General features: G+C 41.0%; 18 protein-coding genes. 14 read left to right on the top strand and 4 right to left on the bottom strand.

Annotated features, from left to right (window positions below; genetic code table 11):
* Window positions 1-358: 358 nt before the first annotated feature.
* Complete coding sequence (locus C0J08_RS11430; RefSeq protein ID WP_212652102.1) at window positions 359-2,257, top strand: methyl-accepting chemotaxis protein; 1,899 nt, start codon at window positions 359-361, stop codon at window positions 2,255-2,257.
* An 84-nt stretch (window positions 2,258-2,341) separates the two neighbouring features.
* Here C0J08_RS11430 and C0J08_RS11435 read toward each other — a convergent pair whose 3' ends face one another.
* Window positions 2,342-3,808 carry an anion permease gene (locus C0J08_RS11435; protein ID WP_212652103.1) on the bottom strand — a complete coding sequence of 489 codons (1,467 nt, stop codon included), beginning with the start codon at window positions 3,806-3,808 and terminating at the stop codon, window positions 2,342-2,344.
* Between the two features lie 186 nt (window positions 3,809-3,994).
* Complete coding sequence (gene rluC, locus C0J08_RS11440; protein ID WP_212652104.1) at window positions 3,995-4,966, bottom strand: 23S rRNA pseudouridine(955/2504/2580) synthase RluC; 972 nt, start codon at window positions 4,964-4,966, stop codon at window positions 3,995-3,997.
* Window positions 4,967-5,437: 471 nt separating this feature from the next.
* Between rluC and rne the strand changes: the two genes are divergently transcribed.
* On the top strand, window positions 5,438-8,605 hold the full coding sequence (gene rne, locus C0J08_RS11445; RefSeq protein WP_212652105.1) for a ribonuclease E: 3,168 nt from the start codon (window positions 5,438-5,440) through the stop codon (window positions 8,603-8,605).
* A 124-nt stretch (window positions 8,606-8,729) separates the two neighbouring features.
* Window positions 8,730-10,385, top strand: coding sequence for a SulP family inorganic anion transporter (locus C0J08_RS11450; RefSeq protein ID WP_212652106.1), 1,656 nt, complete (start codon window positions 8,730-8,732; stop codon window positions 10,383-10,385).
* A gap of 65 nt (window positions 10,386-10,450) precedes the next feature.
* Here C0J08_RS11450 and aceF read toward each other — a convergent pair whose 3' ends face one another.
* Entirely contained in the window at window positions 10,451-12,382 is a 1,932-nt protein-coding gene (gene aceF / locus C0J08_RS11455; protein ID WP_212652107.1) for a dihydrolipoyllysine-residue acetyltransferase, read from the bottom strand.
* Window positions 12,383-12,475: 93 nt separating this feature from the next.
* On the bottom strand, window positions 12,476-15,142 hold the full coding sequence (gene aceE / locus C0J08_RS11460) for a pyruvate dehydrogenase (acetyl-transferring), homodimeric type (RefSeq protein ID WP_212652108.1): 2,667 nt from the start codon (window positions 15,140-15,142) through the stop codon (window positions 12,476-12,478).
* An 885-nt stretch (window positions 15,143-16,027) separates the two neighbouring features.
* Here aceE and nadC point away from each other — a divergent pair.
* The 11 genes from nadC to C0J08_RS11515 all read left to right on the top strand — a co-directional run bounded on the left by nadC (window position 16,028) and on the right by C0J08_RS11515 (window position 26,115).
* A complete protein-coding gene (nadC, locus tag C0J08_RS11465; protein WP_212652109.1) occupies window positions 16,028-16,876 on the top strand; it encodes a carboxylating nicotinate-nucleotide diphosphorylase in 849 nt (282 codons plus the stop codon).
* A gap of 2 nt (window positions 16,877-16,878) precedes the next feature.
* Entirely contained in the window at window positions 16,879-18,069 is a 1,191-nt protein-coding gene (locus C0J08_RS11470) for an acetate/propionate family kinase (RefSeq protein WP_212652110.1), read from the top strand.
* Window positions 18,070-18,115: 46 nt separating this feature from the next.
* Entirely contained in the window at window positions 18,116-20,215 is a 2,100-nt protein-coding gene (pta, locus tag C0J08_RS11475) for a phosphate acetyltransferase (protein WP_212652111.1), read from the top strand.
* 160 nt (window positions 20,216-20,375) lie between these two features.
* Window positions 20,376-20,741 (top strand): hypothetical protein, encoded by a 366-nt coding sequence (locus C0J08_RS11480; RefSeq protein ID WP_212652112.1) that lies wholly within the window; start codon window positions 20,376-20,378, stop codon window positions 20,739-20,741.
* A 71-nt stretch (window positions 20,742-20,812) separates the two neighbouring features.
* Window positions 20,813-21,265, top strand: a complete 453-nt coding sequence (locus C0J08_RS11485) for a pilin (RefSeq protein ID WP_212652113.1) — start codon at window positions 20,813-20,815, stop codon at window positions 21,263-21,265.
* The gene (locus C0J08_RS11490) at window positions 21,262-22,209 is read left to right on the top strand and encodes a GspE/PulE family protein (protein WP_212652114.1); all 948 of its coding nucleotides are present in this window, start codon (window positions 21,262-21,264) and stop codon (window positions 22,207-22,209) included. The genes C0J08_RS11485 and C0J08_RS11490 overlap by 4 nt, the downstream gene beginning before the upstream one ends.
* Window positions 22,196-23,260: a type II secretion system F family protein gene (locus C0J08_RS11495; RefSeq protein WP_212652115.1), complete on the top strand. Its 1,065-nt coding sequence runs from the start codon at window positions 22,196-22,198 to the stop codon at window positions 23,258-23,260. The genes C0J08_RS11490 and C0J08_RS11495 overlap by 14 nt, the downstream gene beginning before the upstream one ends.
* Window positions 23,261-24,052 carry a prepilin peptidase gene (locus C0J08_RS11500; RefSeq protein ID WP_212652116.1) on the top strand — a complete coding sequence of 264 codons (792 nt, stop codon included), beginning with the start codon at window positions 23,261-23,263 and terminating at the stop codon, window positions 24,050-24,052.
* Window positions 24,049-24,660: a dephospho-CoA kinase gene (gene coaE, locus C0J08_RS11505; protein WP_212652117.1), complete on the top strand. Its 612-nt coding sequence runs from the start codon at window positions 24,049-24,051 to the stop codon at window positions 24,658-24,660. The genes C0J08_RS11500 and coaE overlap by 4 nt, the downstream gene beginning before the upstream one ends.
* The gene (locus C0J08_RS11510; RefSeq protein WP_212652118.1) at window positions 24,654-24,878 is read left to right on the top strand and encodes a DNA gyrase inhibitor YacG; all 225 of its coding nucleotides are present in this window, start codon (window positions 24,654-24,656) and stop codon (window positions 24,876-24,878) included. Before coaE ends, C0J08_RS11510 begins: the two co-directional genes overlap by 7 nt.
* Before the next feature lie 25 nt (window positions 24,879-24,903).
* A complete protein-coding gene (locus tag C0J08_RS11515) occupies window positions 24,904-26,115 on the top strand; it encodes a response regulator (protein WP_212652119.1) in 1,212 nt (403 codons plus the stop codon).
* The last annotated feature ends 1 nt before the right edge of the window (window position 26,116 follow it).

Raw genomic sequence — 26,116 nt, forward strand, 5'->3', positions numbered from 1 at the left:
TCCATACTTATGCTCGCCAAGAAATTCATTTAGAACAATTATCAGATGTCATTCATATAGGTAGATCTTTACTCAAAAGTGAGAATCAACCAACAATGTCGTCCTAATATGTGGCTTATTAACCAAAGCCATATGAATATATATTTAAAAACTAAGGACGATACCTTATGACCATCAAAAAACGCCTGCTATAAAATCTATTCCCATTAAAAGTCTTGATTTCTACACAATTTAGCTATTTCGTGCTTGTAAATATAACTTATATGATACCCACACAAAATGGTCAGATTGAACGCACTAAGCTTCGCAGTTTAATCCCACTTTTCTCTCCGTATAGAATAGCTAAGGAAGCATTCTCATGAAAAAATTTCTCGAAAACAGAATGATAGGAACAAAACTTGGATTGGGCTTTGGTTCTGTCTTATTACTTGCCCTTATTGTAGGCGTAGTGGGTATTTCAGGAGTAAATACACTTTTAAGCAGAGCCGATAAAGTTCACCTTTCTAATGATCTAGACGACTCAGTTGTTGAAATTCAAAGAGCTAGAGAACAATTTGTTGCATCAGGTTCTGCAAAAGACAAAGCGGAATTAATTCGCCGCTTAAGCGTACTCGATAATTTCTTAAAGGAAGGACAGGATTTATATAGCGGTGCAGATGTTAAAAAATTAGTAAAGCAAACTGAACAAGATCTCTTAGAGTATAAAAAAGCACTTACCATTCTTACAGGAGCCTTAGCTAATTGGAAAGCCATTGACGATGATGCCAATAAGTTACTTCTAAGTATATTCAATCTATATGATCAGACCATTCAACAACTCCGAAAGCAAAATGATATTGAAGACATGAATACCGCTTTGGACGTTTCTAATAAATGGTATGCACTCACAACTGAGATCAATAATTACGTTACCAAAAAAGAAAAGATACCAACAGAGCTCGTGACAACACGATTTCAGGAGGTTATTGACGAAACAAAAAGCCTTAAGCTTTCAAATGACCCAAAAAACTACAAACAAAGGATTCTTATCTTATTAAAAGAGTATGAAGAACTTGGAAAAAGAAATCCTGCTATTAATGCTGAGCTAGTAAAAGCACAAGAAAACCTGATGACTTTGGCGTTAAGCATGAACACAAAAATTGATTCCATTACCGCCCTGCAAGAGCAAAAAAGCCAAATGGATGGTAAACGAGTCTCTAATGTTCTGATTACAGTGACTATCCTTGCCATTTTGATTGGTATTTTCTTTGCTTTGCTCATTCGACATCTGATAGTAAAACCAATGAATACGGTTATGACAATCGTTGAAAAAATTTCCGATGGCGATTTGACTCAGACATTGAAAACTGACCGTCAAGATGAGCTAGGCCAACTCTATAATAGAATTGGCAATATGAGCCGCACTCTAAATACACTTATCTCTGAAGTTATTACTGGTGTTCTAAACCTAAGCTCGACAAGTGAGCAATTAGAAGCCATATCAAAACAAGGCCAGACCATGATGCAGTCCCAAAAAGACGAGACTGATCAAGTTGCGACGGCTATCAACGAAATGTCATCCACCGTTTCTGAAGTCGCACGTAATGCAGAAACCGCTGCGGAAGCCACAACAAAAACAGACAATATAGTCAACCAAGGTAATCAGAAAGTAACTGATTCAGCAACATCTATCGAATCTCTCGCCAACGACTTAAACGAAACCAGCAAAGCCATGGAACAGCTAAAAGCTCGTACAGATAATGTCGGTAACGTACTGGAAGTCATTAAAGCCGTTGCAGAGCAAACTAACTTACTAGCCCTCAATGCAGCAATTGAGGCCGCGCGAGCGGGTGAAGCAGGACGTGGTTTTGCCGTAGTAGCGGATGAAGTGCGTGGACTTGCGAGTAGAACCCAAAGTTCTGCCAAAGAAATAGAAGATTTAATTGTTGAATTACAAAACGGCGCCCAAGAATCCCTTGAAAAAATGCTCAACAGTCGAGACTTATCGACTAAAAATGCTGAACAAGCAAAAGAGATATCATCCATTTTCGCAAACATAAGCGAACAGGTTGGTTATGTTGAAGATATGAATAATCAAATTGCGACGGCGGCGGAAGAGCAATCTCAAGTATCGGAAGAAATTAATCGCAGTGTTGAAAATGTTAGACAATTAGCAGATAAAACCGCAGAGGGCTCTATGGAAACCGTTAGTGCCGTCAGTAACTTAAGAGCATTAAGCAATCAACTAAAATCACTAACAAATCGATTCAAAATTTAGCATTAAGCTTGTCATTAAGTAATGTTACCAGAATACAAACAGCTATCTACTCTAACGTGTAGGTAGCTGTTTTATCGCTTTCCTTTACCAATACCCCAATACCTTCCACCATAATCCACCGATAATTCCCCATACGGCCAGATTAACAACACTCATAATAAAGCCCATGATCCACCAATCTTCCATTGAAACATAACCGGACCCAAATATAATTGGCGAGGTACCAGTAGCATAGTGAGTCAATGACATCATCAAAGAAGACGCGCCAGCCAATAACAAGCCAAGATACAAAGGCGGTGCTCCTAATGCTAATCCTGCAGCATAAAAAGCGGCAAACATGGCTGTTATATGCGCGGTGGTACTGGCAAAGAAATAATGCACATAAAAATAAATGCCTACCAAGATAACGACAGATACAACCCAACCGAACCCCAAATGCGCAATATTGGTTTCTACCACCATTGAAAACCATTGCACAAGTCCTAGTTTGTTTAAAAAAGTCGCCATCATCACCAAAGCAGAGAACCACACCACGGTGTCCCAAGCCGATTTCTCCTTAAGCACGTCATCCCAACTCAACACACCTGTGACCAATAAAACAGACAAACCTAAAAATGCAACAGCGGTTGTATTGACTACGTACTCAGCACCAAACAGCATAGCAGGAACACCAGCCCACAGAACCAGCAAAAGGGTAAAAACAGCTACCATGACTTTCTCACCATAAGACATAGGCCCCATTTCAATCAGTTTAGATTTGGCGTATTGGCTTGCATCTGGCGTACTTTTTATTTCAGGAGGGTAAATGGCATATACAACCAAAGGCACAAGCGCAATACACACTAAACCTGGTAAAAGCGCGGCCAAAGCCCATGTACCCCAAGTAATACTGATATTAGCGCCAGTGGCATCGGAAATTAATTTGACAATTAAAGGATTAGGCGCCGTTGCGGTAATGAACATAGCCGAAGTGATGGGGTTAATATGATAATTAACCAAAGCAAGATAGTGACCAATTTTTCGAGAAGTACCCTGCTCTGGTGACGAACCGAAGCTAGCCGCTATAGACTTCATTATAGGGTGAATAATGCCGCCGCCTCGGGCAGTATTACTTGGCGTTACTGGCGCTATCACCAACTCTGAAATAGCCAAAGCATAGCCAATGCCAACGGTCTTTTTGCCAAACAAAGAAATAAAGTAATATCCAATACGATTACCAAGCCCGGTTTTTGCCAAACCACGAGAAATGACTATGGCAATACCTATCAACCAAATTAGCGAATTTGAAAAACCGCTTAATGCATCTTTGATCGCACCAGAAGGAGTGTCATTTGTTACGCCCGTCACGGCAACAAGTGTAATAGCCAGTATCGCCAGTGCACCAATTGGCATTGCCTTACCAATAATTGCGACTACAGTACCAACAAACAGCGCCAGTAAATGCCATGCATTTGCGGTTACCCCATAAGGTACTGGTATAACGAACCAAAGCATTAGCGCGATAAAAATAGAAATCAGTCCCGGAACAATGCGAATATCAGCGCCTTTCATAAAACATCCTTTCATTTCAAAAAAGCATCCTCACAACTAATTAGAGGACTTGCCTTGTAGCTTAGAACACTTAAAAGAAATGAAGGATGACACACATCATATAAGGTAGGTTTATTGCCTCCAACATAAAAAAGACCTGCCTATCGCAAGTCTTTTTAACGTCACTATTTATAGAAACCACTATTACTAAGCAAAGACGCCAGTTAGCTTTTCATTCATCAAGCTTTGCCACTCTTTATCAAGAGGGGCTTCAAAAAGCATTCGTTCACCGTTAAGCATTATGTCCAACCGAGTCGCATGCAAACATAAGCGTTTAAAACCAAGTGCTTTAGTCTCTTTTAATGACTCAGATGGCGAATACTTGTCATCTCCTACAATTGGGTAACCTGCATATTGAGTATGAACGCGAATTTGGTGCGTTCGTCCAGTCACCGGTTCACATTCAACTAAGCTATAGCCTTCAAACTGTTGCACTAATTTAAAGCGAGTTAAGCTCTCTTTACCATCCGTATGCACTTTCACAACACGCTCGCCAGATTTAAGTTCATTTTTTAATAAAGGTGCGTTTACTTGTAGCTTTCTTTTCGGCCAACTCCCATAAACCAGAGCAAGGTAGGTTTTTTGCACCCCTTCCTTTTCGCGTAGTGCAGTATGTAGCTCTTTTAAGACCGCTCGCTTCTTAGCAATCATAATAAGGCCAGATGTATCGCGATCAAGTCGGTGAACAAGCTCAATGAATTTTTCTTGTGGACGCATTTGACGAATCACTTCCACCAAACCAAAGCTTAAACCGCTACCACCATGCACCGCTAAGCCTGACGGTTTATTCACCACAATCAAACCTTTATCTTCATAGACAATACGCGACTCTATCTCACTTTTGAGGCGATCTGATAACACAGGCTTATCTGATTCTGGTGCAATGACTATTGGGGCAATTCGCACAACATCTTCATTTTGAAGTCGGTAGTCCGGTTTGATTCGTTTCTTATTGACACGAATTTCACCTTTCCTAAGTAAGTTGTAAATTTTGCCTTTCGGAACCCCTTTTAAATAGGTAACCAAAAAATTATCGATTCGTTGGCCCGTGTTATTGTCGTCAATTGTGACGTAACGAACCGCTGGACGCGCTGTTAAATTTTGTTCTGAATCCGACATAACCAAAGATTGGTTTCCTTTATAATTGAAGCACTTAGTTTTTACTGTTATATTCACATTCGCAAAGGGTAAGAGGCAACAAAACACCTCGAAGATAAGATGCAAGAATTGAATGACAATTGCCGAAGCGACACTTTGGCCCCTATCTTACCTCTGTAACAGTTAATCTTAAATATTAAACCGCATGATTCGGAAAAATCCGCTTCAGTGGAAGGAACTCTCATTAAATTGCTAGACTACGCGTTCGCGTTGTTTCGTAAAAGCAAAGAAACGAGACCGGTTAAAGAGACAATTTGGTATTAATCAAGGCAGTGACCGCACAAAAGCGTTTAGCACAAAGTAAACGAAACGCGTACTCTATCTCGCCAGACAACACTAAATGACTTACTCTAATTCTGAGTCAGATTTATTAATGGTTACCCTATCACTGTTGTGACTCTTCCGTATCAGCTAACAGAGTTCACACATATAATGATTAGAATGCTTATCAATGCAACTCAACAAGAAGAGTTGCGCGTCGCCCTAGTAGACGGACAACGTCTATATGATCTAGATATTGAATCCGGTTCACGCGAACAAAAGAAGTCAAACATATACAAAGGCCGAATTACTCGCATTGAGCCGAGTCTTGAAGCCGCCTTTGTTGACTTCGGTGCTGATCGCCACGGTTTCCTCCCTCTAAAAGAAATTTCAAAGACCTACTTCTCCAAAAAATCCAATCATGAAGGCCGAATTAACATCAAAGACGTGTTAACCGAAGGTCAAGAAGTGATTGTGCAAGTTGACAAAGAAGAACGTGGAAACAAAGGGGCAGCGCTAACGACATTTGTGAGCTTGGCTGGTCGTTATTTAGTTCTCATGCCAAATAACCCTCGCGCTGGCGGTATTTCTCGCCGCATTGACGGAGACGATCGCTCTCACCTAAAAGAAGCCATGTCTGGGCTTAACACACCAGAGAACGGCGGCCTTATTGTACGTACTGCTGGTGTTGGTCGCTCTACAGAAGAGTTGCAATGGGATTTAGACTATCTAGATACTTTGTGGTCATCCATTACTAAAGCGGCTTCTGAAAAACCCGCTCCTTTCTTAATCTATCAAGAAAGCAACATCGTTATCCGCGCCATCCGTGACTACCTACGTGAAGATATTGGCGAAGTATTGATTGATGAAAAAAGCGCTTACCAAGACGCTATCAACTTCGTTATGCAAGTTATGCCGCACTTTAAGTCACGCATTAAAATGTATACCGACTCAACACCCCTTTTTAACCGTTTCCAGATCGAAACTCAGATCGAAACCGCTTTCCAGCGCGAAGTTCGTCTACCTTCTGGCGGTTCTATTGTTATCGACCCGACAGAAGCATTAGTCTCTATCGATATTAACTCTGCTCGTGCGACCAAAGGCGGAGATATTGAAGAAACCGCATTACAAACAAACTTAGAAGCAGCTGATGAAATCGCTCGCCAACTTCGTCTTCGTGACATAGGCGGTTTGGTCGTTATCGACTTCATCGATATGACACCCGTACGCAACCAGAAAGAAGTTGAAAATCGCATGAAAAACGCTCTAGAAGCGGATCGTGCTCGCGTCCAATTAGGCCGAATTTCTCGCTTTGGTCTACTGGAAATGTCACGTCAGCGTTTACGCCCTTCCCTTGGCGAAACCAGTGGCATCGTTTGTCCTCGTTGTAATGGGCAAGGTTTTATTCGTGATGTAGAATCCCTTGCTCTTTCGGTACTTCGCCTTATTGAAGAGGAATGTTCAAAAGAACGTACAGCTCAAATTCGCGCTGTATTACCAGTTTCTGTAGCGACTTTCTTGCTGAACGAAAAACGTACCAACATAGCAAAAATTGAAAAGCGCAATAGCGTCCATATCATTCTGGTGCCAAACCCGCACATGGAGACACCACACTTTGAAGTTGAGCGGATTCGCGATGACAGTACTGTCGTGACACAGAATGAAAACAGCTATAACTTGGTAGAAACACCAGAACAGCCTCCATACGAGCCACGCCAAGCCAGTGAAAACGTTCGCCCACAAGCAGCCGTTACGAGTATTGCTCCTAAATCACCAGCGCCTGAACATACGGCAGCACCTGCAGCTAAATCAAGCAAGACGGTTACGAGCAAACCTAGCCTGCTAAAACGCATCATGACAGCGCTATTTGGCGAAACCCAAAACAGTACAAAAGCAAAATCATCAACCAGCAATACACATAACTCTCAAAAAAATGAGCGAGACAACACCACAAATAAACCCAAGAATACTCGTGTAAATCGTAATAAGCGTAACGTTAAGCATCAAAATACGGATAAAAGTGACAGCAAACCAAGCGAAAATAATCGCTCAACACGTCAATCACGTCGTGAACAAGCAGAGTCAAACACAAAAGGAAACAGCCGCCGTAATAATAACCGTGGCAACAAGCAGGACTCTCATACAGAGAAAAATGAAGCCGCTACGAAAACAGTACCTCGCCAGACTCAGAAAGAAATACCTGAAGTTAAAGAACGCAAGCGTGATCGAAATGAAAATCGTCGTCGTAATGGCAAACTGAAAGATGAAGCATTAGAAGCCACTAAACTTCAAGAACAAGAAGATGCCGCTTTGATTGAAGCCTCTCAAAATAAAGAAGCTGAAAACAAAGATAGCAATGATGAGCCTCAACGCCGCTCTCGTCGCTCTCGTCGTTCTCGTCGCCCTCAAAAAGAAGAAAATAATATTCAACAAGAAAACATTGAATCTGAAAACGCTAATACCGAGACTTCTGAATCTGCTGTTAATAGCCCAGAAGAGACAAAGTCTGATGATATTCCAACAGCGCCAGAATCAACGACTGAAATTAAGCAGAATGACAGTCTATCTGAAGAAGATAAAGCAGCCGATATAGCTGAGACCGAGAAAGAACCAACTTCTACCGATACCACAGACACAAATGAGCCAAAAGCGGCTGACAACAAACCAGTTAAACCTAAAATGTCAGTAAAGGCTCAAATGCGTAAAATCGAGCAAGAGACGGCAGTGGCGGAAGAAACTAAAGTAGAAACGCCTGCGGAAGAAGCTAAAGTAGAGACGCCTGCCGAAGAAACTAAAGTAGAAACACCTGTTGAAGAAACTAAAGCGGAAGCACCTGCTGAAGAAACTAAAGCGGAAGCACCTGCTGAAGAAGCTAAAGCGGAAGCACCTGCTGAAGAAGCTAAAGCGGAAGCACCTGCTGAAGAAGCTAAAGCGGAAGCACCTGCTGAAGAAGCTAAAGTAGAAACACCTGCTGAAGAAACTAAAGCGGAAGCACCTGCTGAAGAAACTAAAGCGGAAGCACCTGCTGAAGAAGCTAAAGTAGAAACACCGATTGAAGAAGTTAAAAAAGAAGCATCTGAGAGCACTAACAAAAAAGTCCGCACACCTCGCCGTGGGCGCGGCAAACCTGCAGCCAAAGACACTGCTACAGAAGTTAAAGCACCTGTAGAATTACCGGCCGCCATCTTAGCTCAACAAGAAAAGCTTCGCTTGGAACAGGAAGAAAAACGAAAAGCGGCGACTTCACGTCGACGCACCTCTTCTGGCCGAGTAAAAAATGATCCAAGGCTTGCTAGACAACAAGAGCCTGAATCAACATCGGAAGCTAACGTAGACTAAATACTGCGGTGTTTATCTAAACAAAACAAAGAGCCCGCATTTATGCGGGCTCTTTTGCAAAAAGAGCATTATGGATTTTTTCAACGGATGGAATTGAACATAATTAACGGACAGGTATTAAATAATGATCATTGATTTCTCTCGCTTTAAAGATTGGACGCTTGCTGGCGATTTATTTGGTGGAGCAACCACCGCCATTGTATCACTTCCCCTAGCACTGGCTTTTGGTGTTGCATCAGGCGCAGGAGCAGAAGCAGGACTTTGGGGAGCAATACTCGTTGGTTTTTTTGCTGCACTATTCGGTGGATCAACTAGCCTAATATCTGAACCAACAGGACCAATGACAGTAATTATGACAGCTGTTTTAACCAGCATGCTGGCCAGCAACCCCGAAGGAGGTGTTGCCATGGCTTTCACGGTTGTCATGATAGCTGGAATATTTCAAATAACCCTTGGCTACTTAAAATTAGGAAAATACATTACCCTAATGCCATACAGCGTTATTTCTGGCTTTATGTCTGGAATTGGCGTCATACTGGTGATCTTACAAATAGCCCCCTTCCTTGGCCATCCATCACCACCAGGTGGTGTCATGGGAACCCTCAGCGCGCTACCAAGCCTTATCATTAATCTGAAATTTTCTGAGTTATTTCTGGGCCTCCTTACGCTAGGGGTATTATTTTATTTACCAAAAAAATGGCGGAGGTATATTCCGGCTCAACTTGTAGCCTTAATTGCAATTACACTTATTTCAGTCATTTTATTCGATGATTCGGACATCCGTCGCATCGGTGTTATCCCGTCTGGATTGCCTTCTATCCACTGGCCTCACTTTGAAAGCACAGTGATTATCGAAATGTTCATCGACGGTTTAGTGCTTGGGACACTAGGCTGCATAGACACCCTCCTTACAGCAGTCATAGCAGATAGCCTAACGCGCAAGGAACATGATTCAAATCGTGAGCTTATTGGCCAAGGTAGCGCCAATCTTATATCAGGACTACTCGGTGGGTTACCTGGAGCTGGAGCAACCATGGGGACCGTTGTCAATATTCAATCAGGTGGTAAATCGCCATTTGCAGGTATCTCAAGGGCTCTCATTTTATTATTAGTTATACTGGCGGCATCTGAGCTAATCCAACCAATTCCAATGGCTGTACTTGCAGGCATCGCCTTATATGTAGGAATCAATATTCTCGACTGGAGTTTCTTAAAACGCGCACATAAAGTCGCCTTATCCCCAACCATCATAATGTATGGCGTAATGACTCTAACCATCTTTGTTGATCTTATGGTTGCGGTCGGCATCGGCGTTTTTATAGCCAATATAATTACAATTGAAAAACTCAGTCGACTACAATCAGGAAATGTGAAAGCCATTAGTGATGCCGATGATGACATTTTCCTTTCTGATGAAGAAAAGACATTATTGGATCAAGCGGATGGCAATGTTCTCCTTTTCTATTTGTCTGGCCCTATGATATTCGGTGCAAGTAAGGCAATTGCTAAACATCATAATCGCATTCATAACTATAAAGCTGTAGTTCTTGATTTAAGCGCTGTCCCCATGATGGACCTAACTATTGGACTTGCATTAGAGAACGCAATAAAAGACGCCATAGAAGCAGAGTGCGCTGTCTATATTTTCAGCCCCAACGGACAAACTACAGAGCAGCTTGAAAAACTTGGTATTTTAAACCGGTTACCACACAATGCTTTTTGTGACTCACGAAAATCTGCATTATTTCATGCCGTCCAAAGCCTAGAAACGACCACCTAATCACTTAATCTAAGAACAAAAAAAAGCCGCTTAAAGCGGCTTTTTTATTTACTTACAGCAAGTCATTATAGAGACAAGCGGCGCACATCACTTAACAAAGCATTAAGATAGGTCATGAAGCGACCAGCATCACCGCCATTTACCGCTCTGTGATCATAAGACAAGCACAATGGCAACATTGTACGAGGCTCAAAGTCTTTACCATTCCAACGCGGTTCGACATCTGCTTTAGAGACACCAAGTATTCCCACTTCAGGAGCATTAACAATAGGCGTAAAGCCTGTACCGCCGATAGCACCTAAACTTGAAATAGTAAAACAACCACCTTGCATATCTGCTGGTTTGAGCTGCTTATCAAGCGCTTTCTTAATTAGATCGCCCGCTTCTTTTGCAATCTGAACCACTGACTTCTTATCAGCATCACGCAAAACAGGAACAACCAAGCCAGCCGGTGAATCCACCGCAATACCAATATGTACATAATGCTTCTGAACGTAGTTTTCACCATCAGCCATTAGAGACACATTGAAACTTGGATTTGCAACCATAGCTTGAGCAACAGCTTTAATAAGGAATGGAAGTGGTGTCAACTTAACACCTTGCTTCTCCATCTCCCCTTTCAAGCCCTTACGAAACGCTTCAAGATCCGTAATATCTGCCTTATCAAACTGAGTAACATGAGGTATTACAAGTGCGTTACGGACCATGTTCTGAGCAGTTAGGCGCTGAATTTTGCTCATCTTAACAACTTCGACTTCGCCGAACTTGCTAAAATCTTGATCTGGCACCGTAGGTAAAGCAGAGTTCGCCACTGCACCAACAGGAGCAGACGTCGCCTTTTGCACAGCAGTTTTAACGTATGCTTGTAGGTCTTCTTTCATAATACGGCCACGAGGACCTGTAGGACGAACAAAAGCAAGGTCAACACCTAGTTCACGAGCAAGCATCCGCACTGCAGGGCCAGCATGAACTTTCTTCGAAGGTTCAGACAACGCAGCAGATTGATCCATCTCAGGTGCTGATGCCGCTTTTGAAGCACTAGCCTTAGGAGCCTCGGCCGCAGGGGCTGGAGACGCTTTTTCAGCAGCAGGAGCTTCAGATGTAGAACCACCCTCCACTTCAAGCTCAAGAACGAAATCACCCTCAGAAACCTTGTCACCAACATTGATAGAAACAGATTTAACTGTACCATCCTTAGGTGAAGGAATTTCCATAGAAGCCTTATCGGTTTCAAGAACGATGATAGAATCACCTTCTTTAACCTTGTCACCAGCTGTAACAGCAACTTCAATAACTTCTACACCTTCTGCACCACCAATATCAGGCACATTCACCTTCTCAACGCCACCAGAAGAAGGTTGAGGCGCCACATCTTCTGATTTAGACGTTTGCTGTTTAGCTTCAGGCTCAACAGAAGTTGAAGAAGACGACCCCGTTGTAAGAACAAGAATATCATCACCTTCGGAAACTGTATCTCCCTCTTTAATAATGACTTTCGTTACCTTACCACTGGCTGGTGCCGGGATATCCATGGAGGCTTTATCTGTCTCAAGAACGATGATGGAATCACCTTCTTGAACATCATCACCTTCAGCAACACAAACCTCAATGATATCTACACCTGTTGCGCCACCAATGTCTGGTACAGATACAGTTTGTTCAGAAGACGCCTCTTTAGCTGGTTTTGCTTCAGCTGCTGGTGCTTCTTCTTTTACTGGCGCTTCTTTCTTTGGCTCTTCAGAGGTGTCTTTACCACCTTCTTCGATTTCAAGCTCAAGAATGTCATCACCTTCAGAAACCGTATCACTTTCTTTCACTTTAATAGAGGTGATTTTACCTGCTAATGGAGAAGGCACGTCCATAGACGCTTTATCAGTTTCTAATACAATAATAGTTTGGTCGACTTCGATAATGTCACCAACTTGTACGCTAACCTCGATTACATCGACGTTATCCGCACCGCCAATATCCGGCACTCGAATGATTTCAGTACTCACAGAAATCTCCTTTGTCATATAGACGCATCAAACTTAAAATCTTATCTAGCTTAAGCCTTTAAACTTAAGCTAGATACCCAGATTGTCAGGTAATTAGCAAGTTACTGGATTTGGCTTTTCAGGGTCCAAGCCAAATTTAGCAATTGCCTCACTAACTACAGATGCATCAATCACACCGTCTTTTGCCAGTGCATTCAAGGCTGAAACCACAACCCAATAGCGGTTAACTTCAAAGAAGTGACGCAATTGAGCACGAGTATCACTACGACCAAAACCATCCGTACCAAGCACGTTATATGTACCATTTACGAATGGACGAATTTGATCTGCGAACAATTTAATATGATCAGTAGATGCCACAACAGGACCATTGCCATTCAAGCATGACTCTACATAGGATACGCGAGCTTCTGACTCTGGGTGAAGCATATTCCAACGACTTACATCAAGACCTTCACGACGAAGCTCATTGAAAGAAGTCACACTCCAAACATCAGAATTAACACCAAAGTCATTAAAGAGAATTTCAGCTGCCGCTTCTACTTCACGAAGAATCACACCAGAACCAAGCAATTGAACTTGTTTCTTATTCGCTTTCTTCGCATGCGATTTAAGCTTGTACATACCTTTAATAATGCCGTCTTCAACACCTTCAGGCATATCTTCGTGTGTATAGTTTTCATTCATTACCGTTAGATAATAGAAAACACTTTCCTTCTCCTTATACATACGACGCAAGCCATCTTGCATAATAACAGCAACTTCGTACGAGTAAGTCGGATCATAAGATACACAGTTTGGAATAAGGCCAGCTTGAATATGAGAGTGACCATCTTCGTGCTGTAGGCCTTCGCCATTTAGTGTTGTACGACCTGCTGTAGCACCAATCAAGAAACCACGAGCTTGTGAATCACCTGCCGCCCAAGCCAAGTCACCAATACGCTGGAAACCAAACATTGAGTAATAGATGTATACAGGGATCATTGGCAAAGCACTATTCGCATAAGATGTCGCCAATGCTAACCACGCTGAGAATGCACCTGGCTCATTAATACCTTCCTGAAGGATTTGGCCATCATCAGATTCTTTATAATACATAATCTGAGTATGATCGTGAGGCGTATAGCGCTGACCTTCTGAAGAATAAATCCCCAGCTGGCGGAACATACCTTCCATACCAAACGTACGAGCTTCATCAGCAACAATTGGAACAACACGCTTGCCGATTTGCTTATCTTTAACCATGACATTCAAAGCACGCACGAAAGCCATTGTCGTAGATATTTCGCGGCCATTTGTCCCTGCAATTTGTGATTTAAAGGACTCTAAAGAAGGGACCTCAAGTGCTTCGCAGTCATGGTTACGAATTGGGAATGCACCATGCAATTCTTTACGACGTGCACGCATATATTGCATTTCAGGACTGTCTTCAGCTGGCTTGTAATAAGGCAGGTCTTTTAGCTCTTCATCACTAATCGGGATGCCAAATTTATCACGGAACTGAGCTAGAGATTCTTCATCCAACTTCTTGGTTTGATGCGCCGTGTTTTGAGCTTCGGCCGCTTTAAACATGCCATAGCCTTTAACGGTTTGCGCCAAGATAACCGTTGGTTGACCTTTGTGAGAAGTTGCTTCGGAATACGCTGCGTAAACTTTATATGGATCATGTCCGCCACGATTAAGATTCATAATCTCATCGTCGGTCATGTCTTTAACCATTTCTAACAACTCTGGATATTTTCCAAAGAAATGTTCACGAGTGTAGGCTCCACCATTTGCTTTGTAGTTTTGCAGCTCGCCATCACACACTTCATTCATGCGTTTAACAAGCAGACCTTTGTCATCTTTTTCGAACAAAGGATCCCAATGGCGGCCCCATAAGCATTTAATGACATTCCAACCAGCGCCGCGGAAGACACCTTCGAGCTCTTGAACGATTTTACTGTTACCACGCACAGGACCATCAAGGCGCTGTAAGTTACAGTTAATAACAAAAATTAGGTTATCCAGTTTTTCACGCCCAGCAAGAGCGATTGCACCTAGGGATTCTGGCTCATCACATTCACCATCACCTAAGAAAGCCCATACCTTGCGATCACCTTGATCAATTAGGCCACGGCTATGCTGGTATTTCATAACATGCGCTTGGTAGATAGCCTGTAAAGGCCCCAATCCCATAGATACCGTAGGGAACTGCCAATAATCAGGCATTAACCAAGGATGTGGATAGGAAGATATGCCTTTACCATCTACTTCACGGCGGAAGTTATCAAGCTGCTCATCTGTTAAACGCCCTTCAATATATGAACGCGCATATATACCTGGAGAAATATGGCCTTGGAAAAAAACCATATCTGCTTGCTGTTTGCCATCATTACCACGGAAAAAGTGGTTAAAACCGATATCATACAAAGTTGCTGCAGAGGAGAAACTTGTAATATGACCACCAAGTGTTGAATCACTACGGTTAGCCTTCATTACCATCGCCAATGCGTTCCAACGAATAATGGAACGTATACGACGCTCCATAAAGACGTCACCTGGCAATGGTTTCTCATTTTCAGGAGCAATTGTATTTCGATAAGGTGTCGTTATAGACGACGGCATTGACGCGCCAGCTTTAGAAGCTTCACTCGTCAAACGATTTAAAATGTATTGCGCGCGATCAGAACCTTCTTCGCGAAGGACAGACTCAAGCGCATCGACCCACTCTTTTGTTTCAATTGGATCAATGTCTTCGAGAATATGCTGCTCAGTCATCGTGTTAATAACTCCCGCTATTAGAACAGATACTTAACCTACCAAGGACATTATTTGTATTTAAGTCTTGGAGGCTACTTAAACGAACCATCGGAATTCACATGAATAGCCATAATGAATTCCAGCCGACCTAGGATAAAACGACACCCTATTTTAGTTTTGCGATTAAAGCGTCGTTTGTATCCGTTTCTATGGAAACTCTTTTTATTTTATTTTTATTTCCATTGCATCGACCACTAGGGTACCTAGTCGGCTCGCTTCCATTTTGGGTTTGGTTCATCAAACCCAACATCAAATTTCTATATGCAACCAGCTTTACTGAATGCATATAAAAAATCAAAAATGTTTTCTTACATGTACACAGAACATGGACTTTATATAACGTTTGCGCCCTTTATGTATTGATATTTCCTTACGATTTATATGGTTTAAACCACCTTATAAATGGGCAATTGGGGCGTAAGATTAACACCTAAACAAGAAATCGCCTAGCCATCTAGATCAAGAATGAGATATTTGAAGGGCTTTTGAAGCTTTTAAAATGTCATATTCTAAGCAAAAAACTGACAAACACCATGTCACAAGCTAAAATTCACAGAAACTATACCTTTCATAAATACATGAAATGCACATTAACTTAGAACAGCTACATTAGGCACAAACAACGTATCTTAGCTTCTTACGTTTTATCACATTAAACCTGATATAAATCAAAATTACGAACAAGAATTATTCTTAATGATAAAAATATAAGTAAGCTTACAGCCTCTTATTTTTGCCATAGAAAGACTCACGAAATCAATGAATATCGATAAAACAACGCTGACGCAATACAAATATAACGCTACAATGCCTTTTTATTTACGTATCAGATTAGGATAGTACATGACTCTCTTGAACGCTCTATTAGTAGAGCATATACAATCGCAAGTAGCGTTTGCATTAGAAGAAGATATAGGATCTGGTGACATAACCGCTCAGCTTATTCCTAATGATCAAGAAATTACTGCGACAATTATTAGCCGCGAGGCTGCCGTTCTATGTGGTAAAGCCTGGGTAGAAGAAATATTCTCTCAATTAGGAAATAGAACCACTCTGTCATGGCATAACGAAGAAGGCGATATGTTAGAAATAAACAAGCCTTTTTTGACAATTAAAGGTCATGCAAGAACAATATTAACAGGCGAACGAGCCGCTCTAAATTTCTTGCAGACCCTATCTTACACAGCAACAGTATCGCGCCAATACAGTGAAACTGTCTCAAATACCCAACTTACCATTTTAGACACCCGCAAAACTTTACCAGGTATGCGCCAAGCTCAAAAATACGCCGTTACAGTCGGTGGTGGTAAAAATCATAGAATGGGCTTATACGATGCATTTTTGATCAAAGAAAACCATATCATGGCAGCAGGGTCGATCGCTAATGCCGTCAATATGGCGAAAGAAATTGCTCCGGATAAACCCATTGAAGTCGAAACAGAAAATTTAGAAGAAGTTTCCATGGCTGTTGCGGCGGGTGTCGACATCATTATGCTTGACAATTTTTCCTATGAAGATATGTCTGCTGCGGTATCTAAGTTCAAAGGCCAAGTGAAATTTGAAGCTTCAGGCAACATGGATAAAGAACGCCTATTAAAAGTAGCTGAGACAGGTGTCGATTTTGTTTCTATTGGTGCTTTAACCAAACATATCCAAGCGATAGATTTGTCTTTACGTGTATCTCAGGAATAACTATGAAAGATAGTATTTTAGTCATTAACTGCGGCAGCTCTTCTTTAAAGTTTGCAATTCTTGCAAATGCTGGACAGGAAACCTTAATGGAAGGCATTGCAGATCAGCTTGGTTCAAATAACAGCACGATTACTTTCAAGTACCAAGGTGAAAAGTTTCAAAAACCACTTGTTTTAGGTAGTCATGAATCTGCAGTGAAAGAAATTAAGGCATGGCTCGACCTTCACCCAACCATAAATGACCTCTTAGTAGGAGTAGGACATCGAATCGTTCATGGAGGTGAAACTTTTAATAAATCTGCGCTAATCAATCAAGACGTTATTAACGGCATCCAAGAATGCGCAAGTTTAGCGCCACTTCATAGCCCTGCGCACTTAAAAGGTATAAATATATCTTTGATGCTATTTCCAAATCTGCAACAAGCAGCCGTATTCGATACGTCATTTCACCAAAGCCTATCAGAAGAGCAGTTTTTATACCCTATTCCGATGGATTTTTATCGTGAACATCATTTTCGTAAGTATGGCTTCCATGGCACAAGTTATCGATATATTAGTCAGCGCTTAGCACAGATTTGGAAAGGCAGTGAACAAGAAGGCGTTCTTGTTGCCCACCTTGGCAATGGTGCCAGCACTTGTGCCATTAATAAAGGTAAGTCAACGGATACAAGCATGGGGATCACTCCTCTAGAAGGACTTATGATGGGTACTCGTTCAGGTAGCCTAGATCCAAGCCTGTTAACCTTTATTATGAAAGCTAAAAATTTGACTGCTGATGAAGCACTCGATGTACTTAATAAGAAAAGCGGCCTTTTAGGTGTATCAGAATTATCAAATGATTGCCGAACACTCGAAGAAGCCATGGCATCTGGAGACGAAAGAGCGAAATTAGCTTTAGATATGTTTGCAATAAGAGCCGCTAAGAACCTAGTAAGTGTCGCAACTACTTTGGATAGTATAGATCACTTAGTTTTTACGGGCGGCATCGGTGAAAACTCAAGCTATTTACGCCAAGTAATATGCAAAAATTTAAAAGCCTTCAATATACATATAGACTCAATATTAAATGAAAATGCTCCTCGAGGTGAAACCTCGACTATAAACTCTGAAGAGAGCAACACCAAAGTTTGGATTATACCAACTAATGAAGAGCTGATGATCGCACTTGATACTATCAGCTTAATTCAACAGTAATCATAACAACGCTAACCATAATGGGCTAATTTAGGATTCATTAGATATGTCAATAAATGTACTCATGACCGTACCGACGGGACCAGGCGTAGGCCTAACATCTGTCTCTGTAGGTCTTGTCCGCGCACTTGAACAGCAAGGCTTAAAAGCCAGCTTCTTCAAGCCAATTGCACAGCCTCAACCAGGTGACAAAGGACCGGACAAATCAACGGCTATGGTTGCTCAAGGCTCGACGCTAACTCCAGCTGAGCCGATTCCCCTTCATGAAGCGGAACGCTATTTGTATAACGACAACATCGATGAACTCATGGAAGAAATTGTTGGCCGTTTTCAAGCCAGTGTAGAACCAGATTCAACTGTGATTGTTGAAGGTCTGGCTCAAATAGCAGGCCATCCCTATGCCACGCGACTAAATAAAGCCATTGCAAGAACGCTAGATGCGGGGTTGGTGCTGGTGACAGCACCAAACAACATGCGTGTTAACGAACTTGAGCACCATGTGGAAATTGCTGCCGGTTCTTATGGTGGCATCAAAGCCAATGATGTGATCGGTTGTATTTTAAATAAAACGACACCTGGATCACTTGGTGTTAAATCATACGGTGATTTGTTTGCACAAAGAGGTATCTTCAAGCGAAACTTTAGCTTGCTTGGCCAAATTCCTAAAGCTGACGAATTGACATATCCACGAGTAAAAGATGTGGCTGACTTTTTAGGCGCTCGCATTATCAATGCAGGTGAAATTGAGTCTCGTCGAGTGCAGTCCTACACTCTTTGTGCCCGTGGCGTTGAAAACATGTTAGAAGCATTGCGCCCGGGCGTACTGGTCTTTACCCCAGGCGATCGTACCGACATCATTATGGCTACCGCCATTGCGGCGCTAAATGATATTAAAATTGCAGCATTAGTCGTTACCGGTGGATACCAACCAAGTGAAGCGCTAATGGAACTTTGCGGCAAAGCGATGGCAAAAGGCTTACCGGTTCTTTCCGTTGAGTCCAATAGCTGGGAAACGGTAATCAACATGCAGTCCTTCAACCAAGAAATACCGCTTGATGATAAAGAGCGAGTATTAATGGTTAAAGAGCATATAGCTCGTTGCATCGATCATGATTGGATTAACTCATTTGCGTTAAACCAAGAAGAAAGAAAACTTTCCCCACCCGCTTTCCGTTTTCGTCTAATCGAGCTCGCTCGATCTCTGAACAAGCGTATTATTCTCCCAGAGGGAGAAGAGATTCGCACCATTCAAGCTGCGTCTATCTGTGCTGAGCGTGGAATAGCTCGTTGTACTCTTCTAGGTAAAGAAACGGAAATTCTTCGAATCGCCCAAAACAATGGTATTGAATTAAGTCACGGCATTGAAATACTAGATCCTAGCAGTATTAGAGAACGTTATGTGGCACCAATGGTTGAGTTAAGAAAAAGCCGCGGACTAACCGATATCGTTGCTCGTGAACAGCTCGAAGACAATGTAGTCTTAGGCACCATGATGCTTCAAGTTGGGGATGTTGATGGTCTAGTATCTGGTGCTGTTCATACGACGGCAAATACTATTCGTCCAGCATTGCAATTAATTAAAACATCGCCTAACTCTAACCTGGTTTCATCCATTTTCTTTATGTGCTTACCGGATCAAGTATTAGTTTATGGCGATTGCGCTATTAATCCAGACCCAACCGCCGAGCAACTTGCAGAAATAGCCATTCAAAGTGCTGATTCAGCTGCAGCATTTGGCATTACGCCAAAAGTTGCCATGATCAGCTACAGTACTGGTGGATCTGGGAGCGGTAACGATGTTGATAAAGTAAGGGAAGCCACAACTATTGCACAAAATCTTCGCCCAGATCTATTAATAGATGGTCCGCTCCAATATGATGCTGCCATTATGGAAAAAGTTGCTAAGCAAAAAGCACCAAATAGTAAAGTGGCCGGTAAAGCTACTGTGTTTATTTTTCCAGACTTAAACACTGGCAATACTACTTATAAAGCGGTTCAAAGAAGTGCCGATGTGGTAAGTATTGGGCCTATGCTTCAAGGTATCCGCAAACCAGTCAATGACTTATCTCGTGGCGCTTTAGTCGATGACATAGTTTATACTATTGCCATAACAGCCATACAAGCAGGTAATGTTAAAGCAAGTTAACACCCAAGCTAGTTGGCCGTTACCTTTTAAACTTTTTTACTAACTTAGAGAAAAAGCATTCCCCCTCCCCTCTTTCTCTAAGTTAGTAAGCTGGTTAAAAATTGGACATATCGAAAATTGCCAATTAATATTAATCGTCAGACAAAAGTTGGTGGCCCATATGTCCGGTAGTCTTCCTCACTCCATTGCAATTGCTAACCATACAGCAAATACCACTGTTACGCCTGGTTATACCACATATGATTTACGCTCTGATGAAGATACAAATATGGCTGCGTTGAATGCTCGTAACGCTAAAGCATCAAGCGACTTTGTTGTTACTATATCCGAAGAAGGTCAAGCGCTTGCACAACGGAATAATAAAGAGCATAAAGAGACTCAGGCAAGTAAACGTGATGGACTTCTGCTCGAGTTCGAAGAATTCATTGATGAAGATGATATTTTAATTAACAATAAAGAGAAAAAAACAACACACTATGATGAGGAGGAGAAGCCAACCGGAGAAATTCTTGATAATACGGTTTAATTCATAACAAAAAATCCCAGTAAGAATTGGCAGGATGCCATGTACTAAAAAACATCTTCAAGGAGTGAAGAATGCGACTTTCCCGTATAGCCCTTCATGGCTTTACCCTACTAGAATTGATGGTAGTTATTGCCATAATTTCCATTTTAGCTAGCCTTTCGGCTCCAACATTTACTCGTCAAATAGCAAAAGCAAAACTAATCGAAGCTCAAAACCTAGCGACCCAGCATCAATCTTTGATTGAAGAGTTCATCATGCTTCACGGCAGTTTCCCAAATCAAAATGAATTCAACCTAATCAAACAAACCTTAAAGCCTGATTCAATAGCAAAATCCCTTACCGTAGAGAACCAGAATAAACGTGATGGAGACTTTCTACTAACCCTTAACGACAATACGGGAATTACTGAAGATCAATACTTGAGGTATACCCGAGATTCCAATAATAATTGGAAATGTGTTTCAGATTTAGAAACAAAAATTCTCCCTATAAATTGCGAGAGTCAATCGGGAGATGAGGAATGACATTAGAAGAAATTTTATCAAACGCCCTCAATAGTCATTCGACAGACATTCACATCGAACACTCGAAGCCAACAATATGCGTTTATCAAAGAAGCTATGGATCTCTAAAAAAGGTCACTGACCTGCCAGAGGGTGACAGTATAATGAATCGCATTAAAATGCGTGCGAATCTTGACCTATCAGAAACGAGGAGAACTCAAGAAGGACAATTTTTATTTGAAGAAAAAAGCCGCAGTACCTTTATTCGTGTCAGTATTATTTCTACTGTGAAGGGTGAAAAAGCCGCTTTAAGATTGCTGCCAGAGAAAAGTCGCCTAGCGCTTAACGACATTGGAATACAAGACTCTCTTCTTAAAGAGTTAAGATCAGCATTAAGCTATAAAAGTGGTTTAATTTTAGTTTGTGGCGCAACTGGTGCAGGAAAAAGCACCACTCTGTATTCTTGTCTTGATGTTCTCAATACGGGTAAAAAAAGCATTTTCACCATTGAGGACCCTGTGGAGTATGAGATTCCAAACTTATTTCAATGTGAACCTAACCCTGTAATCGGATTAGATTCTGCCAATCTATTGAAATCATTTATGAGACAAGACCCAGATATCATTATGATTGGGGAGGTTCGTGATGCCATTACAGCTAATTTAGCTGTAAATGCGGCTCTGACAGGTCATCTTGTATTAGCTACACTACATACCAATTCAGCCTTAGATGCTATTCACCGTTGCCACGGATGGCAAGTCGACTTCTTTTCTTTAGTAAGTTCTATAAAACTCATTATCCATCAGTCTATGCAATACAAGAGCTCTTCTCAACAACCTATTTTTAATGGGTTACGCCCAGAATGGAGAGAGTCTCTTCCAAAGGATTACGATACTTTAATTTCCCCCTCTTTATGGAAAGCTTTCACTCATCATAGCAATGAGGTGAAACATGACATGGTATGAAGTTAAACACCTAAATGGCAAAGTAGATTATTCTTATGGCGATTCAGAAAAGCAGGTCTTATTTGACTATATCAGTCATGGAGAATGGGAATTAAGAATTCGTGAATGGAGACCCAAAAAACTAGACTACAAATCGTTGCGTACATTCTATACTGAATTACACAATGCCCTTAACTCAGGTTTGCAATTAAGCGAAGCGATATCCCACCTAGCGATGTCGTCTACAAACTCAATAATATCTAACGTTTGCAAAGCATTATTGGGAGAGTTAAATAAAGGAATTGATCTTAATGAAGCCTTGGAGAAATTAACAACCTCCTCCGCTGCACCCTACTGCCAACTCATTAATTCAAAAGGTACTAGAGAAGATTGTGAAAAAAGCTTATCCGTTTCTATTGACCAACTAAAAGCGCTATTAGATTGGTCTCAACGATTGTTGAAAGCGATTGTTTATCCCTTCTGCGTTATTCAAATTGCTTTAATTATTCTGATTGTTAATCATGCCCTACAACAGCAAGGCAAAGAAAGCTTTCTCTTTACTTTAACCAAAGACATTGCCATCTATTTATTATGCAGTCTTTTGCAGCTCGCAAGCATCCGAAGCCTTTATCTTGGACAAGCATGTTATTGGCTAGAAAAACTTAGTCGCAGTTTCCGGCTAACAAAACTTTTCACCCTACTTAGTACAAGTCGACAAACTGGATTAAGTTTACAACAAGCGCTTTTACGCATGCCAGATTATTTCCAATACCAACCAATAAAACAGGAGATCTATCAAGCTTATTACTGCCTTCGGCTTGGTCAACATTACTCATCAAGTTTTCCATCTCATTGGTTTCCTAAAGCATCAGCAATTGCTATGCACTCAGCTGAACAAGGAGGAAATATTGAAAGGGCTCTGCTATTAGCTGCCACGGAACATCAAAAACAATGGCATAAACACATTTCCTTCCTTGAAAAACTCATTCCAGCATTGTGCCTTTTCATTGCTGGTAGTGTTGTCGCCTCTGCGCTAGTTTCCATTTATCTTCCGTTACTTGAAGTACCTTAAATGACATTTTTAATATCAGAGTATTTAATTTATATTTTAATCACATTAAGTATCGGCAGTTTTATCGCAAGTTATACCGCCAGATGGCCTATTAAGGCTTTTTACTTATGGGAAAAAGAAGCACATCAATTGTTATCTAAACCATTCTATAAAACAAAACCATTACCCATTACAACATCACGATCACAATGTTTCCACTGCTTCCATACTTTGACAATTATGGACCTTATTCCTTTAATCAGCTTTATAGCATTAAAAGGAAACTGTCGTTATTGCCATCATAAAATATCCTACAGATATCCAATAATAGAATTACTGCACCTAATTTTCTGCTTACTTCTTTTTACCAAGGCGGGTGATATCTATCAGCTTAGCTTATTAACAATTCTTGCTAGCGCTTTAATGGTGTCAGCTGTCATTGATTTTGAGCAACAATTGATTCCCGACGGCTGCAATATCGTTGTTTTAGGCTGCGCTCTTATACTTAATATTATGGCCGGATCTATAGAAAATAGTGTCTTAGGTATGCTCTTTGGCTACACCATTATTTATGGCGTACGATTTATTTACTATCTATTAAAACATCAAGAGGGTATTGGGTTAGGTGATGCAAAACTACTTGCAGCTCTTGGCGCTTGGCTAGGGATTTCAAACTTAGCTTACCTGCTACTCGGTGCAAGTTTGAGCGGAATCCTATACACTATATGCTTACGTAAAAATGGACCTAAACACTTGTCATTTGGTCCATTTTTAATATTTTCCGCCCTATTGGTATTTTATTTTCACCCATGACCTTAACAAAAACTCCTATAGTTGGCCTTACTGGTGGGATTGGATCCGGTAAGAGCACAATTGCAAAATGCTTCAATGCTCTTGGCATTTTAAGCGTTGATGCTGACGATGTGGCTCGACAAATAGTTGAACTAGGCACGCCTTGCCTTAGAGAAATACATCAACATTTTGGCGATGCTATTTTATTAGATGATGGCAATTTAAACCGTAGAGCATTACGTAACATTATTTTCGACCAACCAGAAGAAAAAGCGTGGTTAGAGTCAAAAACACACCCAGCTATCCGAGAAGAAATACGGTCACAATTAGATTCCATAAATACCCCATATGCTTTACTAGTTCATCCGCTATTGTTCGAGACTCAACAAGATTTTCTTTGTAATTTTATTATTGCTATTGATGTTTCAAGAGAAATACAACTAGAACGTGTTATGAAGCGCGACTCAACAACTCGCGATAATGTGATAAAAATTATCAACTCTCAATTAAGCAACAATGATCGCCTCAATAGAGCGGACTTCTGCTTGGAAAACACTGGCAACCTTGCCGAATTGAATGATAAAGTTATCAAATTGCACCAAAAAATTTTAGAGTCGTTATCATGTTAGAAAGTAATACAGCGCCCTTAGTCGCTTGCCCTACCTGCCAAAAAAAAACGCCTTGGTCCAAAGACAATATAGACCGACCTTTTTGCAGTCCTCGCTGTAAACTCATTGATTTAGGAGCTTGGGCAAGTGAATCCTATTCTATTCCCCAACAAACCTCTGAAGAGGATGAAATTTTTTCAGAAGATCTTGTGATTGATCCAAATAAATCTTTCCTATAATTGCTTAAACGGAATGTAGTTCCTTATGACAAAACAAGATTTCTCAAAGAAAAAAGCGTTGCTTATTGAGGACATGGCTGAAGCAAGAATCATGCAGAGAAAAATGCTGACTGACTTTGGGTTCACCTCTATTGATATTGCAATGAAAGCAGAAACCGCTATAGAGCTTCTGAGAAACACATCTTTTGATGTTATTTTGTCTGATTACAATCTGGGTAATGGTAAAGATGGCCAGCAACTACTAGAAGAAATTCGCCATTCGAAACTCATTCCTAATACTGCAACTTATTTAATGGTTACGGCAGAAACTTCAATCGAAATGGTAATGGGAGCCATTGAATACCAACCTGATGGTTATATTACTAAACCTTTTTCTCAAGCTGTTCTACAAAGACGTCTTAATAAATTATTGGAAACAAAAGACAAACTCTATAAAGTTAACGTCGCATTAGACGCGAGTAATTATAAAGAAGCTATTCAGGCAGCTAAGCAAGTAATAAAGCAGCACCCCGCATTAACAGGCAAATGTGAAAGAATTATAGGTGAAAGCCTTCTAGAACTAAAAGAATACAAAAAAGCATTTTCTCTATTTAATAAAACCTTAAAAAACCGAAAGATGCCTTGGGCATTATTTGGTAAAGCAAGGTGTTATTTTTACATGAATGATATGGAAAAAGCAGAGCAAAACTTTCGACAACTTATGCTTGATAACCGTTTCTTTGTAAGCGCTTATGATTGGCTAGCAAAGATTCAAGTTATACAGAACAAGATAGAAGAAGCACAATCAACGCTCATAGAAGCCATCGGTAAATCCCCTAAGAATATTTTAAGACAAATGGAACTTGGTAATATTAGTTTGTCGATAAACGATTATATTACGGCCGAAATGTCATTCCGTAGATCGGTGTTCCTCGCGAAATATTCTTGTTACAACACAGCTGACGTGTATTTAAAACACTTAGAAGCTCTTGCTAGAATATCTGATAGTGGGCCCCTTAACCCTCGTCAAAGAGATAATTTCGACAGTACTTTAAAAAAAGTACACGAATTTTTCTTTGATAACCCTGATAATAAAGCTAAATCTTACAGCTATGAGATAGATATTTTCCTCTCCGAAAATGATCTGTCTACGGCAAAACAAATATTTGAAGTTTGGCTTAGTGAAGTTGAGTCTAACCTCGCAACGCCTCCGACTAAACAGCAATATTCGACTTATGAAAAGTCTTTTGGGAATTAAC

Origin of the sequence: Marinomonas sp. CT5 (assembly GCF_018336975.1) — a bacterium.
Lineage (GTDB): Bacteria > Pseudomonadota > Gammaproteobacteria > Pseudomonadales > Marinomonadaceae > Marinomonas.

Excerpts from the sequence above, each read along its gene's own strand:
- C0J08_RS11430 (WP_212652102.1), top strand. The coding sequence starts at position 359 with ATGAAAAAATTTCTCGAAAACAGAATGATAGGAACAAAACTTGGATTG.
- C0J08_RS11435 (WP_212652103.1), bottom strand. The coding sequence starts at position 3,808 with ATGAAAGGCGCTGATATTCGCATTGTTCCGGGACTGATTTCTATTTTT.
- rluC (WP_212652104.1), bottom strand. The coding sequence starts at position 4,966 with ATGTCGGATTCAGAACAAAATTTAACAGCGCGTCCAGCGGTTCGTTAC.
- rne (WP_212652105.1), top strand. The coding sequence starts at position 5,438 with ATGATTAGAATGCTTATCAATGCAACTCAACAAGAAGAGTTGCGCGTC.
- C0J08_RS11450 (WP_212652106.1), top strand. The coding sequence starts at position 8,730 with ATGATCATTGATTTCTCTCGCTTTAAAGATTGGACGCTTGCTGGCGAT.
- aceE (WP_212652108.1), bottom strand. The coding sequence starts at position 15,142 with ATGACTGAGCAGCATATTCTCGAAGACATTGATCCAATTGAAACAAAA.
- nadC (WP_212652109.1), top strand. The coding sequence starts at position 16,028 with ATGACTCTCTTGAACGCTCTATTAGTAGAGCATATACAATCGCAAGTA.
- C0J08_RS11470 (WP_212652110.1), top strand. The coding sequence starts at position 16,879 with ATGAAAGATAGTATTTTAGTCATTAACTGCGGCAGCTCTTCTTTAAAG.
- pta (WP_212652111.1), top strand. The coding sequence starts at position 18,116 with ATGTCAATAAATGTACTCATGACCGTACCGACGGGACCAGGCGTAGGC.
- C0J08_RS11480 (WP_212652112.1), top strand. The coding sequence starts at position 20,376 with ATGTCCGGTAGTCTTCCTCACTCCATTGCAATTGCTAACCATACAGCA.
- C0J08_RS11485 (WP_212652113.1), top strand. The coding sequence starts at position 20,813 with ATGCGACTTTCCCGTATAGCCCTTCATGGCTTTACCCTACTAGAATTG.
- C0J08_RS11490 (WP_212652114.1), top strand. The coding sequence starts at position 21,262 with ATGACATTAGAAGAAATTTTATCAAACGCCCTCAATAGTCATTCGACA.
- C0J08_RS11495 (WP_212652115.1), top strand. The coding sequence starts at position 22,196 with ATGACATGGTATGAAGTTAAACACCTAAATGGCAAAGTAGATTATTCT.
- C0J08_RS11500 (WP_212652116.1), top strand. The coding sequence starts at position 23,261 with ATGACATTTTTAATATCAGAGTATTTAATTTATATTTTAATCACATTA.
- coaE (WP_212652117.1), top strand. The coding sequence starts at position 24,049 with ATGACCTTAACAAAAACTCCTATAGTTGGCCTTACTGGTGGGATTGGA.
- C0J08_RS11510 (WP_212652118.1), top strand. The coding sequence starts at position 24,654 with ATGTTAGAAAGTAATACAGCGCCCTTAGTCGCTTGCCCTACCTGCCAA.
- C0J08_RS11515 (WP_212652119.1), top strand. The coding sequence starts at position 24,904 with ATGACAAAACAAGATTTCTCAAAGAAAAAAGCGTTGCTTATTGAGGAC.